This is a genomic window from Agreia sp. PsM10 (assembly GCF_030433855.1).
GTDB lineage: Bacteria > Actinomycetota > Actinomycetes > Actinomycetales > Microbacteriaceae > Agreia.
In genome coordinates, this window is sequence record NZ_JARUXC010000005.1 from 224028 (window position 1) to 238519 (window position 14492).

Genomic DNA, 14492 nt, shown 5'->3' on the forward strand with positions numbered 1-14492 from the left:
GCCCAGTCTACGGCGTCGAAACGAGGGCGGGTTCCTTGAGCCAGCTTCGACGGTGGAAGTCGCTTGCTCCATGGCTGGCGATGGCCTCCATGTGAAGGGTGCTGCCGTAGCCCTTGTTGCTGTCCCAGCCGTAGTGGGGCGTATCGGCATGACGGTCGATCATCAGTCGGTCGCGGTGCACCTTGGCCATAACGGATGCCGCGGCCACAGACGCGCAGTCACGGTCGGCTTTGACGCGGGTCACCACGTTCAGAGGAGTGGACAGCGCCGGGGCCAGCCAATTGTGGGAGCCGTCGAGCAGGATCACCGAACCCGCGACATCCACCCCGCGGCCGTAGAGCAGGCCGAGCCCGCGCTTGGCGGCGAGGCCGAGGCAGGCGATGATTCCGAGCTCGTCGACCTCCTGCGGGCTGGCGAGCCCCACGGCGCTGTCGAGCGCCCACGCGGCAGCGAGCGGTGCGATGCGCTCGCGCGCAACCTCGGAGAGCATCTTGGAATCGCGCAGGCCCGCCGGAATGGGCGCCCGCCTGCTGGCGCGGATCACGCAGAGACCCACGGCGACAGGGCCGGCGAGCGCTCCCCTGCCGACCTCGTCGATTCCGATGACGAGGCTCGCGCCCCGGCGTTCCAGGCCGCGCTCGACGGTGAGGGTGGGATCGGAGACGGCTATTTCGATCCCTCGCTCTCGACGCCGGCGAACACGTCGGAGTAGTTGTCGAGGAACGTCCATCGGTCGGTGGGCCAGGTGATCCACAGCGCGCGCCCGACGACGTTCTTGACGGGAACGAAGCCGTTGCCGGGCTGGTCCTGGTTGAACCGCGAGTCTTTCGAGTTGTAGCGGTTGTCGCCCATGACCCAGAGCGATCCCTCGGGCACCGTGACGTCGAAGGCGACGCCGGATGCCGCGGTCTGGCCGTCGGGCAGCTTGATGTAGGGCTCGTCGAGCGGAACGCCGTTGACCGACATCTGGCCGAGCGCGTTGCAGCACGTGACGTGGTCGCCGGGCAGACCGATGACCCGCTTGATGAGGTGGTCGTTGGCGTCGCTGGCCGTGAGCCCCACCGTCTCGAGAACCCAGTCGAGGGCGGCCTGAACCGGCGGCTTCTCCGGTTCGATCGTGGCGGGAAGCCAGCCGCCCGGATCGGCGAAGACAACGACGTCGCCGCGCTCGATCGGCATGATGTTCGGCTCGAGCTGGTTGACCAGGATGCGGTCGTTGATCTGGAGCGTGTTCTCCATCGACCCCGAGGGAATGTAGAAGGACCTCACCAGGAAGGTCTTGATCAGCACCGACGCCAGCACGGCGACGAGGAAGATGATGAGGATGTCGCGCAGGAACAGCAATGCGCTGCGCGACGTGCGCGAATTCTTCTGCCGGCGTGACGTACGCGATGGCATGGTCGTTTCTGTCATTTAACCGCCTGAGCTCCCTGCCATTTTATGGGCAGGGAGCTCAGGGATGTGAATCGGGAAGCCGACGGCGTTTCGGCTGTCAGGCGATTCGGAGGCGGACGTTACGCGTCGCGCTTCTCCTTGATCTTGGCCTTCTTGCCGCGGAGGGCACGGAGGTAGTAGAGCTTCGCGCGACGCACGTCGCCGCGGGTGACGACCTCGATGTGGTCGATGACCGGGGAGTGCACGGGGAAGGTGCGCTCGACGCCGACCTGGAAGCTGACCTTGCGCACGCAGAACGTCTCGCGAACGCCCTCGCCCGAGCGGCCGATGACGACGCCCTGGAAGACCTGGATACGCGAACGCGTACCTTCAACGATGTTGACGTGCACCTTGACGTTGTCGCCGGCGCGGAACTCGGGGATGTCGCTACGCAGCGATGCCGCGTCGACGTGATCGAGAATGTGGCTCATGATGGTGATTCGCTCTCTGCAACCGCCACAGGTCGACTACGGGGTAAAAGAAGTGTGAGTTTCGGTGCCATCGTTTATCGCAGACTCCCCTGTGGCAGAGTCGGGCCGAGGCACAATCGTTTATTCTGCCACACGCGGGCGCCGACCCACAATCAGTGAGTGTCGCGACTCGTCTCGATCACGATGTATTCGCCGTCGTTCCGGATGCCCGCGGGCACCTGGGCGGGCCCGAATCCCGCCCCGGGGGCGGCCGGGGGAACCTCGAACGAGGCGAAGACATCCTGCACGCGCCTGCGGGCCTCGGTGAAGAACTGCCAGACGGCCGCCCAGAAACCACCGATGACGGCGACGATGAGCACGACGGTGGCCGCCGTCGATGCCACGGAATCGAAGCCCAGCGTGATCGCCGAGGCTGCGATGACCGTCAGGATTCCGACGTCGAGCCACGACACGGCCTTGGCCGCGCGAACGCCCGGACGGGCGAAGACGATGCCTGAGATCGCGGCCAGCGCGATGAACAGCACGATGCTGCTGAGGAGTGCGCCCAGCGTCTGCCATCCGCCGCCGCCGAAGACGGCGCTGCCGATGAGCATCCACGCCGGCAGCACGACCGCTGCAGGAAAGAGGATGGAGTAGAAGGCCCGACGAATGATCACGTATTCAGGGTATGCGCGGCAGGTCGGGAATTGGCTGGGATGCTGTGCGCCCCGGGCGAACAGGAGTGCGGGCAGAATAGACACATGATCGAGTTGCGCACCCCCACTGAAATCGACGAGATGCGGGCTGCGGGGCGTTTCGTCGCCGACGTGCTCACCGAGCTGAAGTCGAGGGCCGCCGTCGGCGTCAACCTGCTGAAGCTCGACGCGATCGCCCACGAGATGATCAGAGCACGGGGCGCCGAGTCCTGCTACATCGACTACCACCCGTCGTTCGGCGCCAGCCCCTTCGGCAAGGTGCTGTGCACCTCGGTCAACGACGCCGTGCTGCACGGGCTCCCCCACGACTACGTCCTGCGCGACGGCGACCTGGTGAGTCTCGACTTCGCCGCATCCGTCGACGGCTGGGTGGCCGACTCCGCCGTGTCCGTCATCGTCGGCACTCCCCGCCCCGAAGACCTGCGGGTCATCGAGACCACCGAACGGGCTCTGGATGCCGGAATCGCGGCCGCCCGGGTCGGCTCGCGCGTCGGAGACATCTCGGCCGCCATCGGCCAGGTGGCCGCCGAGGCCGGATACAGCGTGAACACCGACTTCGGTGGACACGGCGTCGGGCGCACGATGCACGGGGATCCCCATGTCGCCAACAACGGCCGGCCGAATCGGGGTCTCCCCCTTCGCGCCGGCCTGGTGATCGCGATCGAGCCGTGGTTCCTCGAGTCGACCGACAAGATCGTCACCGACCCGGATGGCTGGACCCTGCGCAGCGCCGACGGCTCGCGGGGCGCGCACTCCGAGCACACGGTCGCCATCACCGAGGACGGCCCGATCGTGCTGACGGCCCGCGCCCGGGGCTGATCCGGCACTCGTCTACGACGCGGCGAGCTCGAACGCGGCAAGCTCGCCGATGTACGCCTTCGGCAGGGGCCGGGCGAACTCGTCGCGCCTCGACGTGGTGTAGCCCAAGGTGACGAGCGACTCCACGAGCTTGGTGGCGGCGCTCACCCCGTCGATGACGGGAACGCCGATCTCCGCCGAGATGTAGCTGCACAGGTCGGCCATCCCCGCGCATCCCAGGACGATCGAGTCGCACTTGTCGCGCTCGATCGTCTCTCTGCAGAGGTCGATGATCACCTGGGCCGCCTCGCTCGACGGGTCGTCGAGCGCGAGCACGGGGATGTCGCAGGCGTACACCCCGACGCACCGATCGGCGAATCCGTAGTGCCTCACCAGATCCTGCGCACGGCCGACCGTGCGCGAGAGCGATGTGACGATACTGAAGCTGCGGCCCACCAGTGTGGCCGCGTGCATCGCCGCCTCCGCGACGCCCACGACCGGGCCGCCCGCGAGCTCGCGAGCGGCATCCAGCCCCGGATCGCCGAAACAGGCGATGACGTAGCCGTCGGAACCCGCGCGCTCGGCGGCCGCGATCTCGTGGAGCAGGCCGGGCACCGAGAGCGCCTCGTCGTAGTGGCTTTCGATGGACGCCGGCCCCATGGGCGGGTTCACGGCGGCGATCCGGGTTCCGGGCCCGGCCACCCCCCGGGCGCATGATCCGATCATGTCGGTCATGGCCCGGGTGGTGTTCGGGTTGATCACGGTGATGTGCACGGGTGCGTGTCCGTTCGGTGGAGCGGTCGAGCGATGGGCTGTTACTGGATGACCGACGCGGTCTCGTGCTCTTCGGCGGCCTGCATGCTGCGCGCCGCCTGCGGGCTCACCTTCTCGGCGATCCAGTAGACGAGCAGGGCGATTCCGCAGCCGATGAACCAGGCGTACGACGCAGCGCCCTGAAGAGCGGGGATGAACACCGTGCTGGCCGCGAGCACCGCACCGACGGCGGTCGCGATGACGGCGTTCGGGTTGAAGCCCTTCTTGTACCAGTACCGGCCCTTCTCGCTCATCGTGTAGAGGTCGTCGACGTAGACCGTCTGCTTGCGCACGATGTAGAAGTCGCAGATCAGCACTCCGAACAGCGGGCCGATGAACGCACCCAGCGTGTCGAGCGTGTAGTGGATGATCTCCGGGCTGGAGTAGAGGTTCCATGGGGTGATCAGAACGCTTCCCACGGCGGCGATCATGCCGCCCATGCGCCACGAGATCTTCTGCGGTGCCACGTTCGAGAAGTCGAACGCGGGCGACACGAAGTTCGCCACGATGTTGATGCCCACGGTCGCGATGGCGAAGGTCAGGGCGCCGAGGATGATCGCGTAGACGTTGTCGATGCGGGCGACCGTCTCGATCGGGTCGGTGATCAGCTCGCCGAACACCGGAACCGTGGCGGCCGCGCAGATCACGACGAGGATCGAGAAGACCAGGAAGTTGAGCGGCAGACCGAGCAGGTTGCCGCGCTTGACCGCCTTGAACGACTTGCCGTAGCGCGAGAAGTCGCCGAAGTTCAGCATCGGGCCCGAGAAGTACGACACCACGAGCGCGATGGCGCCGAGCATGACGGGAACGGCGTCCCAGCCCTCGAACTGCACCGAGCCGAGGTTGAGGTCGATGTTCTCCCAGCCCGCCTGCGACACGAGGTAGATCGCGAGGATGATCATCACGACGTAGACGGCGGGTCCGCAGAAGTCGATGAACTTGCGGATCGACTCCATCCCTCGCCAGAAGACGAAGGCCTGCGCGACCCAGAGGATCAGGAAGGCGATCCAGCCGAGCAGCGACAGACCTGCGAAACCGACGGTGTCGGCATCCGCGATGCCCGCCAGGTCGGGCCACAGCTTGAGTGCCACGACCACGAGCGCCGCCGAGGCGAGGTAGGTCTGGATGCCGTACCAGGCCACCGCGATCAGGCCGCGGATGATCGCGGGGATGTTGGCCCCGAGAACTCCGAAGACCGTTCTCGAGATCACCGGGTACGGAACGCCGGACTGCTGGCTGGGTTTGGCTACGAGGTTGCAGAGGAAGTAGACGATCGTGATGCCGACGAGCAGGGCGATCAGCACCTGCCAGCTCGCGAGCCCGAGGGCGAACAGGCTGCCGGCCGTGACGTATCCGCCGACGCTGTGCACGTCGGACATCCAGAAGGCGAAGAAGTTGTAAGCGCTCCAGGTCTGCTTCTTGAGGGGCGCGAGATCCTCATTGCTGAGGCGCGGGTCGTGGAACGACTCGACGACGCCGCTGCCCGTGGGCAGGCCTGCGGCTTCGAGCACGTCGCCGGGCTTCTCCCCGTGGGGATGGATGACCTCGGTCATGGAATTCTCCGGTTTCTCATCAGTGATGCGACAGGTGTGTGGAGGGTGGTGGTCGGCGCACCGTAGTAGTCGGAACACGTTCCCTATCCGGCAGCTCCCCAGGGGCTCCGTCAGTGCTCATAAAGCTATTGCTTAACACCACGTCTGCGATTTCGCGCCTGTTACAGGCATGTGACAATTGACGGGTGGAGAACGCGCTCGAGTCGGATGACGGCGCCCTCAGCGCCAACGAGTCGCTCGGTCGACGCCTCCGCGAATTGCGCACCCAGTCAGGGCTGTCGCTTCGGGCGCTCGCCCGCTCCCTCGACATCTCGCCGAGCGCCGTCTCCCAGATCGAGACGGGCGTGATGGTGCCGTCGGTCAACCGCCTCATCGCGATCGTGACCGCGCTGGGCGTACCCCTGTCGGCCGCGTTCGAGGCTCCGGGGGCCGACTCGTCGGCATCCACCGCACCCGCCGACACCCTCGGCGACAGGCTCGCCGGCCTCGCCGACGACCCCGTCGAGGGCGACGGCTACGTCATCTCGCGCGCCGGCCGCACACCCGACATGAATCTCGAATCGGGCGTGGTCTACCGCCGCCTCTCCCCCGGCCCGGTTCCCGGCCTCGAGATCTTCGAGTCGACCTACCCGGCCGGCTCGACCGGCAGCGCCCACGGCGACCTCATCCGGCACGACGGTTTCGAGATCGGCAGCATCACCTCCGGCACGCTGACGATCACGTTCGAATCGGAGGACGTCACCCTCTCGTCAGGCGACTCCATCACGTTTCCCGCGACCAGGCCGCACCGTCTGAGCAACCGATCAGGCGAGCCCTGCGTCGCCGTCTGGGTGATCGCGCACTCGTAGCAGGTCGGGTCGCACGCGGGACGTGCGTTCGAGCTGTTGCTCGTGGCGCCACGCCGAGATGAGGCGGTGGTTGCCGCTCAGCAGCACCGGCGGCACTTCCCGGCCGCGCCACTGGGCGGGCTTCGTGTAGCTCGGATACTCGAGGAGTCCGTCTTCGTGCGACTCCTCGACAAGGCTCTCGGGGTTGCCGACCACGCCGGGAATGAGACGGCCGATCGCCTCGATCATCGCCATGACGGCCACCTCGCCGCCATTCAGCACGTAGTCGCCGAGGCTCACGAGGCGCACCTCCGCGCGTTCGGCCGTCTCGTCGAAGACCCTCTGGTCTATGCCCTCGTACCGACCGCATCCGAAGATCAGGTGCTCTCGCGTCGACAGTTCGCGCGCCATCGCCTGCGTGAAGACCTGGCCGGCCGGCGAGGGGAAGATGACGAGGGGCGGGCCGGATTCCTCGGGTGCGGCATCGAGGATCGCGTCGAGAGCCTCGCCCCACGGCTCGGGCTTCATGACCATGCCGGCGCCACCGCCGAAAGGAGTGTCGTCGACCTGGCGGTGCCTGTCGTGGGTATGGTCGCGCAGGTCGTGCACGCCGAGCTCGATGAGACCGGACTGGCGGGCCTTGCCGAGCAGCGAGATGTCGAGCGCGTCGAAGAAGCTCGGAAAGATCGAGACGATGTCGATACGCATCCTGAAAGCCTATCGGCGGCCGCCGGCTCGGGTTGCCGCCGAGCAGCGGCGACGCATCGGGCGGAGTTATCGATAGTCCGTCAGCCTCTGAGCGGCGGCATACCTGAATCTCCGCCCGAATGTCAGCTGTCCGACGGAATCAGCCCGGCGATCCGATGCCTGGCGGCCCAGCGATGCTCGTTCCGCCGCACAACGGCCCGGATCGCCCGCTCGACCGAAGACCATTGATTCATGACCTGGTCATATGTGACCCGGAGAACGATGTACCCCCGTTCGATCAACTCGAGGTCACGACGGCGGTCTTCGGCATAGGCCTGAGCGCTCGTGTGCCAGGCCTTACTGTCCAGCTCGACGACGAATCGCTCCCCCACCACGAGATCGACCCGACCGACCGTGCCGATCTGCACCTGCGTGAGGTATGGGATTCCCAGAGCTCGAAGCCGCAACCGCGCTTTCGTCTCGAGACCGGATTGAGCCGTCGCATCGATGAGGTCGAGATAGTGCCTGTATTTCTTCGGAAGGGACTCGATCACCGCACGCACGTCGTAGATGCCGACGAAGCGACTGTTCAGCGCCGAATCCAGTGCGACGATCACGTCTTCGCGCGGTTGACAGACGACGAGGTGCCGGAGCGCGGGGGCCACCCTGTCGACCGCGAGATCCAACTCACCGGGCAGAAGAACGGCCGTTCCGCGATGAAGTCGCACCCCGTGTCGCGCAGGATCGGTGAGGCGTACGGACCGGTCGTGAGGTGCAGCGATATGACTTGCATTCCGGCCCACGGCCACATGCAGTAGTCCGTCATCGACGCACCAGACACCCTTGCGTCGCAATGCCGAGACACAGGTCAGATGTCCGCCCACACGAACTGCCGCAACGAGTTCCGGCTCGGCGCGCGACGTCGCCCACCAACGGCGACGAGGGCTTGTGAGAAGGCCGGCTTTCACCGCTCGCGACACATCGGACGATGCGAAGCCGTGCGCCGAGAGGGTGCTGAACGAGGCGACACCGCCATAGCCATCGATGACGTCGAGTAGAGGCTGCATGAGTACATGTTGGCCGCTTCGAAAGCTGGGAAACGGCGTCTGAAGCGATCTGTGGAAAACACGAACGGGCGGAGTTCTCGACCCTCCGAACGCCTCTCGGCGCCGGTGGAACGAAATCTCCGCCCGTTCGGGTGAAGGGCCTACTCGGCCGGAGTTTCCTCGGCCGGGGACTCCGCAGTCGGAGCCTGCTCGTCGTCGTCGGACTCCGGGAGTTCCTCGAGGAGGCCCGGAGGCGGTGTGATGGTCATCGTGCCCGCGGCGATGTCGACCGCCGGAACGATCGCCTTGACGAACGGAACCAGCACCTCGCCGGATGCCTGTTCGATGACCAGCAGGTCTTGCGCCGGCATGTGGTTGACCTGGCGCACGACGCCGATCTTCTCGCCGTCGCGGATGACGTCGAGGCCGACGAGCTGGTGGTCGAACCAGGCGTCTTCTTCGGCCGACTGCTCGTCGGAGTCCTGGTCGATCCAGAGGATCGCCTTGACCAGCCCCTCGGCGGCCGTGCGGTCGGGCACGCCCTTGAAGAAGCCGACGGCGTGGCTGTTGAACCACTTGAGCTCGATGAGCTCGAGGGTCTTTCCGTGCCACGGCGAGCCGGTGGGAACCTGGAGGGTGAACACCGCGCCCGGCACGAAGCGTCGTGCCGGGTCGTCGGTGAAGAGCTCCAGCTTGATCGCTCCCTTGAGCCCGTGGGCCTTCAGGAGGCGACCAACCCGGAGTTGCTGCGTCTCGTTCTTAGAAATCGGTATCCACCACGTCTACACGAACGCGCTTGCCATCAGCGAGCGCGGCGACGAGTGTGCGGAGAGCCTTGGCCGTGCGACCCGCACGACCGATCACGCGGCCGAGGTCGTCGGGGTGCACGCGCACCTCGAGGACCTCGCCGCGCGGAGAGCTCTTCGCAATGACATGCACGTCGGCAGGTTTGTCGACGATGCCCTTGACCAGGTGCTCGAGAGCAGGAGCGAGCAAGGCTAGGCCTTCTCTGCTTCGGCCTCGGGAGCCTCGTCGGCGGCCGGCGCCTCTTCGGCGGGGGCAGGAGCCTCGACCTTGACCTCGGCCTTGGGCTTCAGAACAGGCTTCTTCTTCTCGTCGGCGACGAACGCCTCCTTGGGCTCCTTGACGCGAACGGTCGAGACCGCGTCCTTGTCGCCCTTGAACTTGCCCCAGTCGCCCGTGAGCTTCAGGAGCGCGGCGACCTGCTCGGTCGGCTGTGCGCCGACGCCGAGCCAGTAGAGGGCACGCTCGGACTCGATCTTGATGACCGACGGTTCCTCGGTGGGGTGGTACTGGCCGATCTCCTCGATGACACGACCGTCGCGCTTGGTGCGCGAGTCGGCAACGACGATGCGGTAGTACGGTGCACGGATCTTGCCCATGCGCTTCAGACGGATCTTTACAGCCACAATTCTTCCTAGGTTTTTCTCTCGGCCCTGCTGGGCCTAAATGTGGGTGAACTGGCAGCCGTGAGCGTGGGGTGCACACTCGGCGTAAAAAGTTCTCGAGGGTTCTGCCGCAACCTGATTAGAGGGTCGGGCGGGCAGACTCGACAGATCATTCTGTCAGATATTCGCCCTGCGCGCGTAATTCGAAGGTGCGATCGGCCCAGTCTGTCAGGATGAGGCGACCCGCTGCTATCGATCGGAGCCGCTCATGGAGATCTCGTTCGCTCACTCAGAACGCTCGACGCTCGGCATCGAATGGGAGATCGCCCTCGTCGAGCAGAGTTCCGGCGATCTCGTCAACGTGGCCGGCGAGGTGCTCCAGTCGCTTCGCGGCCCCGACGGCGAGGCCCATCCGCGCATCACCGAAGAGCTGCTGCTCAACACCGTCGAGCTCGTCACGGGCGTGCACACGCGGGTGTCGGATGCCGTCGACGACCTCCAGGGACAACTCGCCGAGGTGCGCGCCATCACCGACCCGCTCGACGTCGAGCTCATGTGCGCGGGAACCCATCCGTTCGCGCAGTGGTTCGACCAGCAGGTCACCGACAAGGAGCGGTACCACAAGCTCATCGACCGCACCCAGTGGTGGGGTCGCAACATGATGATCTGGGGCATCCATGTGCACGTCGGCGTGGAGAGCCGCGACAAGGTGCTCCCCCTGCTGAACGGCCTCCTCAACTACTACCCGCACCTGCAGGCACTGTCGGCGTCGAGCCCGTTCTGGGCGGGCGAGAACACCGGCTACGCATCGAACCGCGCCCTCATGTTCCAGCAACTGCCCACCGCGGGTCTCCCCTACCAGTTCTCCGAGTGGAGCGAATACGAGTCGTACGTCGACGACATGAAGGTGACGGGCATCGTCGACGACCACACCGAGGTGCGCTGGGACATCCGCCCCTCGCCCCAGTGGGGGACGATCGAGATGCGCGCCTGCGACGGCCTGTCGAGCCCCGAGGAGATCGGAGCGGTCGCCGCCCTCATCCAGTGCCTGGTCGAGCACATGTCGCAGCGGCTCGATGCGGGCGAGACCCTCCCGACCCTGCAGCCCTGGTACGTGCGCGAGAACAAATGGCGCGCTGCGCGCTACGGCCTCGACGCCGAGATCATCGTGGATGCGCACGGCGCCGAGAAATTGGTCACCGACGACGTGCGAGAGCTGCTGGTCACACTCGCGCCGATCGCCGAGCAGCTCGACTGCGTCGACCAACTGGCCCAGGTGAACCTCATTCTCGAACACGGCGCCAGCTATCAGCGCCAGCTGCGGGTCGCCGAAGAGAACGGCGGAAGCCTCAAGGCCGTGGTCGCGTCGCTGACTCGCGAGCTGCGCCACGGCCTCGGCAAGGCCTAGGCGTTCTTCTCGTCGCGCCAGGCGAGCAGATCCTTCACCGGTCCGAGGTCGATCGACGGTCCGGTGATGCCGAGGGTGAAGAGCGTGACGCCCACCTCGGCCTTCTCGTCGAGCACGGCCGCGTCGGAGGAGCCGAAGGCACCCGTCAGCTTGACGTCGTTGGAGATCTCGATCTCGGACACGTCGCGGCCCACGTCTGAGGCGTGCCCCTTCAGGACCTCGAGCTTGTGCTGCAGGGTCGGCACATCGGAGAAGCTGTGCCAGATCGTGGCGTGCTTCGCGACGAGCTTGAGGGTCTTCTTCTCGCCACCGCCGCCGATCAGCACGGGGATCCTGCGGGTGGGAGCCGGGTTGAGCACGCCCCAGCGCGCCTCGATGCGCGGGAGCGCCTCGCCCAGCGCATCCAGTCTCTGGCCCACGGTGCCGAACTCGTAGCCGTACTCGTCGTAGTCGCGCTCGAACCAGCCCGAGCCGATGCCGAACACGAGCCGGCCCTCGGCACCGGGGGTCTTGGCGCTGATGTGGTCGACGGTACGGGCCATGTCGGCGAGCAGGTCGGGGTTGCGGTAGCTGTTGCACGTGACGAGCGGTCCGAACTCGATCGTCGATGTCTGCTCGGCCCAGGCGGCGAGCATGCTCCAGCCTTCGAAGTGCAGACCCGCCGGGTCGCCCGACAGGGGGTAGAAGTGGTCCCAGTTGAAGGCGATGTCGACGCCGAGCTCCTCGAGCTGTCGCAGAGTGTCGCGGATGGTCGTGTAGTCGGAGTGCTGGGGTGCGATCTGGATGCCGATGCGCACGGGGCGCGAAGAGTGTGTCGTCATGATCAGAGCCTACTTATCCGTCGTGATCGCACACTCACCTTGCGGCATAGGACATCGCACCTCACAATGAACAGGTGAAGTCGATAGAGCCGAAGTCTGCGAACGTGCGCCCTCAGCGCACCCATCGCAACCTCGCCTCCCGGTTTCTCCCCCCTGCGGCCCTGCTGTTCGTCGGGGCCCTGGCCGTCGCCACATCGCTTCCCGCCGCCGCCTTCGGCCCCGGTTCGTCGTTCGGAATGACCGGAGCGACGGGCGGCCCGCAGTCAGCGGACCAGTCGCTCTCGGTCGATGCCTCCGCCGCCGACGCCAGCGTGCTGCGCGACGGCTACACCGTGAACACGCCCACCCCCACGCCGACACCGACGCCCGTGGCGAAGGCCGTCGCGGCGTCGACGGGCGGAAGCCCCGGAGGCTGGGGCTGCCAGCGGGACGCCCCCGCCGAGACGACCCGGCTCACCTGGCCCTACGACCACCCCGTGAAGATCGGCGACGGATTCGGTCCCCGCGCCGAGGGCATGCACGACGGCGTCGACATGCTCGCCGGCGACGGCACCCCGATCCAGGCGATCGGCGACGGCATCGTCACCGCGTCGGGCTACAACGGCTCGGCAGGCAACTACGTGGCCATCGCCACCATGGTCGGCGGCCAGCGTCTCTGCAGCATGTACATGCACTTCCAGGACGGCTCGGTGACCGTGACGGTCGGCCAGGAGGTCACCGCCGGAACCGTGATCGGTCTCACCGGCGACACGGGCAACGCGAGCGTCGAGCACTGCCACTTCGAGCTGTTCTTCGCCGACGGCGTGCGATTCGACCCGATCCCGTACCTCGAGGCGAACGCCAGCTACTGAGCGCGGCCCCTTCGGCAGGCTCAGGGAACGGCAGGCCAGTTCGTCGAGCTTGTCGAGACGCCCCCTTCGACAAGCTCAGGGAACGCCGCCTAGCGGCCCAGGAACTTCTGCAGCGAGGCCAGTTCTTCTTCGCTCGGCGCACCGGGCGCACCCTTGCCCTTGCCCAGCCCCAGACCGAAGCCGGAGCCGCCTGCGGTGACGGGCGCCGCATCCGGCTTGATGCCCGCGGCACGCGCCGCGTCTTCGGCCGCGCGCTTGGCCGGGTTGCCCGACTTCGAGCCCTTCTTCTTGGCGACCTGCTTGCGTCCGCCGTGGGCGCCGGGGACCGGGCCCATTCCGGGGATGTTCGGCATGCCGCCCTTGGCGACGGTCTTCATCATCTTGGCGGCCTGTTCGAAGCGCTGCACGAGCTGGTTCACATCGGTGACCGTCATGCCGGATCCCTTGGCGATACGCACGCGACGCGAGCCGTTGAGCAGCTTCGAGTTCTGCCGCTCGGCCTTGGTCATCGACTGGATGATGGCCTCGGTACGCACGATCTCGCGCTCGTCGAAGTTCTCGAGCTGCTGCTTCATGCCGCCCATGCCGGGGAGCATGCCCATCATCTTCTTGATGGAGCCTGCCCCGCGGAGCTGCTGCATCTGCGACAGGAAGTCTTCGAGGGTGAAGGTGTCGGTGGCGAACTTCTCGGCCATCTTCATGGCCTCGCCCTCGTCGAAGGCCGACTGGGCCTGCTCGATGAGGGTGAGGATGTCACCGAGGTCGAGGATGCGGCTCGCCATGCGGTCGGGGTAGAAGGGCTCGAAGTCGTCGAGCGACTCGCCCGTCGACGCGAAGATGATCGGGCGGCCGGTGACGGAGGCGACCGAGAGTGCGGCTCCACCGCGAGCATCGCCGTCGAGCTTGGTGAGCACGACGCCGGTGAAGTCGACTCCGTCCTGGAAGGCCTTGGCCGTGGCGACCGCGTCTTGACCGATCATGGCGTCGATGACGAACAGCACCTCGTCGGGGTCGACGGCCTTGCGGATGTCTGCGGCCTGCTTCATCATGTCGGCGTCGACACCGAGACGGCCGGCGGTGTCGACGATGACCACGTCGTACTGCTTGTCGATGGCGAACTTGATCGAGTCCTTCGCGACCTTCACCGGGTTGCCGGTTCCGTTGCCAGGCTCGGGCGCGAACACGGCGACGCCCGCCTGGCCCGCGACGACCTGCAGCTGGTTGACGGCGTTGGGGCGCTGGAGGTCGGCGGCGACCAGCAGCGGGGTGTGGTTGTCCTTCGCGAGCCACTTGGCGAGCTTGCCCGCCAGCGTGGTCTTTCCGGCTCCCTGGAGACCGGCGAGCATGATGACGGTCGGCGGCTTCTTCGCGAACTGGATGCGACGGGCTTCGCCACCGAGGATCGCCACCAGTTCTTCGTTGACGATCTGCACGACCTGCTGCGCCGGGTTGAGCGCCTTGTTGACCTCGTCGCCCAGGGCGCGCTCGCGCACCTTGCCGGTGAAGTCCTTGACGACCTCGAGCGCGACGTCGGCGTCGAGCAGGGCGCGCCGGATCTCGCGCACGGTCGCGTCGACATCGGCGGGGCTGAGCTTGCCCTTGGTGCGAAGGTTCTTGAAGGTCTCTGCGAGCCGGTCAGACAGGTTTCCGAAAGTAGCCATGGTGAGGCAAGTTTACCTGCCCGCCGCAGGGGGCGTCTCGACAGGCTCGGCGATCGGC

Annotated in this window: 17 protein-coding genes; 4 read left to right on the forward strand and 13 right to left on the reverse strand. The window is 66.6% G+C overall.

Annotated features, from left to right (window positions below):
* Positions 1-7: 7 nt before the first annotated feature.
* From QCD70_RS08620 to QCD70_RS08635, 4 genes are all read right to left on the reverse strand, one after another.
* Positions 8-730, reverse strand: coding sequence for a ribonuclease HII (locus tag QCD70_RS08620; RefSeq protein WP_367316707.1), 723 nt, complete (start codon positions 728-730; stop codon positions 8-10).
* Entirely contained in the window at positions 667-1413 is a 747-nt protein-coding gene (gene lepB, locus QCD70_RS08625; protein WP_301215105.1) for a signal peptidase I, read from the reverse strand. The genes QCD70_RS08620 and lepB overlap by 64 nt, the downstream gene beginning before the upstream one ends.
* A 101-nt stretch (positions 1414-1514) precedes the next feature.
* Positions 1515-1865, reverse strand: a complete 351-nt coding sequence (rplS, locus tag QCD70_RS08630) for a 50S ribosomal protein L19 (protein WP_202566514.1) — start codon at positions 1863-1865, stop codon at positions 1515-1517.
* A 152-nt stretch (positions 1866-2017) separates the two neighbouring features.
* Positions 2018-2521 (reverse strand): hypothetical protein, encoded by a 504-nt coding sequence (locus tag QCD70_RS08635; RefSeq protein ID WP_301215109.1) that lies wholly within the window; start codon positions 2519-2521, stop codon positions 2018-2020.
* Between the two features lie 84 nt (positions 2522-2605).
* Here QCD70_RS08635 and map point away from each other — a divergent pair, with 84 nt between their 5' ends.
* Positions 2606-3379 (forward strand): type I methionyl aminopeptidase, encoded by a 774-nt coding sequence (map, locus tag QCD70_RS08640; protein WP_301215111.1) that lies wholly within the window; start codon positions 2606-2608, stop codon positions 3377-3379.
* 12 nt (positions 3380-3391) lie between these two features.
* On the opposite strand, the gene QCD70_RS08645 is transcribed toward map, so the two are convergent.
* Together QCD70_RS08645 and QCD70_RS08650 are read right to left on the reverse strand one after the other, a co-directional pair.
* The gene (locus QCD70_RS08645; RefSeq protein ID WP_301215113.1) at positions 3392-4132 is read right to left on the reverse strand and encodes an aspartate/glutamate racemase family protein; all 741 of its coding nucleotides are present in this window, start codon (positions 4130-4132) and stop codon (positions 3392-3394) included.
* Between the two features lie 41 nt (positions 4133-4173).
* On the reverse strand, positions 4174-5724 hold the full coding sequence (locus QCD70_RS08650; RefSeq protein WP_301215115.1) for an NCS1 family nucleobase:cation symporter-1: 1551 nt from the start codon (positions 5722-5724) through the stop codon (positions 4174-4176).
* Positions 5725-5909: 185 nt separating this feature from the next.
* Between QCD70_RS08650 and QCD70_RS08655 the strand changes: the two genes are divergently transcribed.
* The gene (locus QCD70_RS08655) at positions 5910-6572 is read left to right on the forward strand and encodes a helix-turn-helix domain-containing protein (RefSeq protein ID WP_301215117.1); all 663 of its coding nucleotides are present in this window, start codon (positions 5910-5912) and stop codon (positions 6570-6572) included.
* On the opposite strand, the gene trmD is transcribed toward QCD70_RS08655, so the two are convergent.
* The 5 genes from trmD to rpsP form a co-directional block, all read right to left on the reverse strand.
* Positions 6528-7259, reverse strand: coding sequence for a tRNA (guanosine(37)-N1)-methyltransferase TrmD (gene trmD, locus QCD70_RS08660; protein ID WP_301215120.1), 732 nt, complete (start codon positions 7257-7259; stop codon positions 6528-6530). The genes QCD70_RS08655 and trmD overlap by 45 nt on opposite strands.
* Positions 7260-7381: 122 nt before the next feature.
* A complete protein-coding gene (locus QCD70_RS08665) occupies positions 7382-8305 on the reverse strand; it encodes an endonuclease domain-containing protein (protein ID WP_301215123.1) in 924 nt (307 codons plus the stop codon).
* 140 nt (positions 8306-8445) lie between these two features.
* On the reverse strand, positions 8446-9057 hold the full coding sequence (rimM, locus tag QCD70_RS08670; RefSeq protein WP_301215299.1) for a ribosome maturation factor RimM: 612 nt from the start codon (positions 9055-9057) through the stop codon (positions 8446-8448).
* Positions 9044-9280: an RNA-binding protein gene (locus QCD70_RS08675; protein ID WP_055931512.1), complete on the reverse strand. Its 237-nt coding sequence runs from the start codon at positions 9278-9280 to the stop codon at positions 9044-9046. The genes rimM and QCD70_RS08675 overlap by 14 nt, the downstream gene beginning before the upstream one ends.
* A gap of 2 nt (positions 9281-9282) precedes the next feature.
* Positions 9283-9714: a 30S ribosomal protein S16 gene (rpsP, locus tag QCD70_RS08680; protein ID WP_055946789.1), complete on the reverse strand. Its 432-nt coding sequence runs from the start codon at positions 9712-9714 to the stop codon at positions 9283-9285.
* A gap of 247 nt (positions 9715-9961) precedes the next feature.
* Here rpsP and QCD70_RS08685 point away from each other — a divergent pair, with 247 nt between their 5' ends.
* A complete protein-coding gene (locus tag QCD70_RS08685) occupies positions 9962-11101 on the forward strand; it encodes a glutamate--cysteine ligase (protein ID WP_301215126.1) in 1140 nt (379 codons plus the stop codon).
* Here the strand turns inward: QCD70_RS08685 and QCD70_RS08690 are convergent.
* The gene (locus QCD70_RS08690; protein ID WP_301215128.1) at positions 11098-11922 is read right to left on the reverse strand and encodes an LLM class F420-dependent oxidoreductase; all 825 of its coding nucleotides are present in this window, start codon (positions 11920-11922) and stop codon (positions 11098-11100) included. The two genes, QCD70_RS08685 and QCD70_RS08690, sit on opposite strands and share 4 nt — an antisense overlap.
* A gap of 74 nt (positions 11923-11996) precedes the next feature.
* Between QCD70_RS08690 and QCD70_RS08695 the strand changes: the two genes are divergently transcribed.
* A complete protein-coding gene (locus QCD70_RS08695) occupies positions 11997-12773 on the forward strand; it encodes a M23 family metallopeptidase (protein ID WP_301215130.1) in 777 nt (258 codons plus the stop codon).
* A gap of 89 nt (positions 12774-12862) precedes the next feature.
* Here the strand turns inward: QCD70_RS08695 and ffh are convergent, their stop codons facing one another.
* Entirely contained in the window at positions 12863-14434 is a 1572-nt protein-coding gene (gene ffh / locus QCD70_RS08700; RefSeq protein ID WP_055946799.1) for a signal recognition particle protein, read from the reverse strand.
* Positions 14435-14492 lie beyond the last annotated feature (58 nt).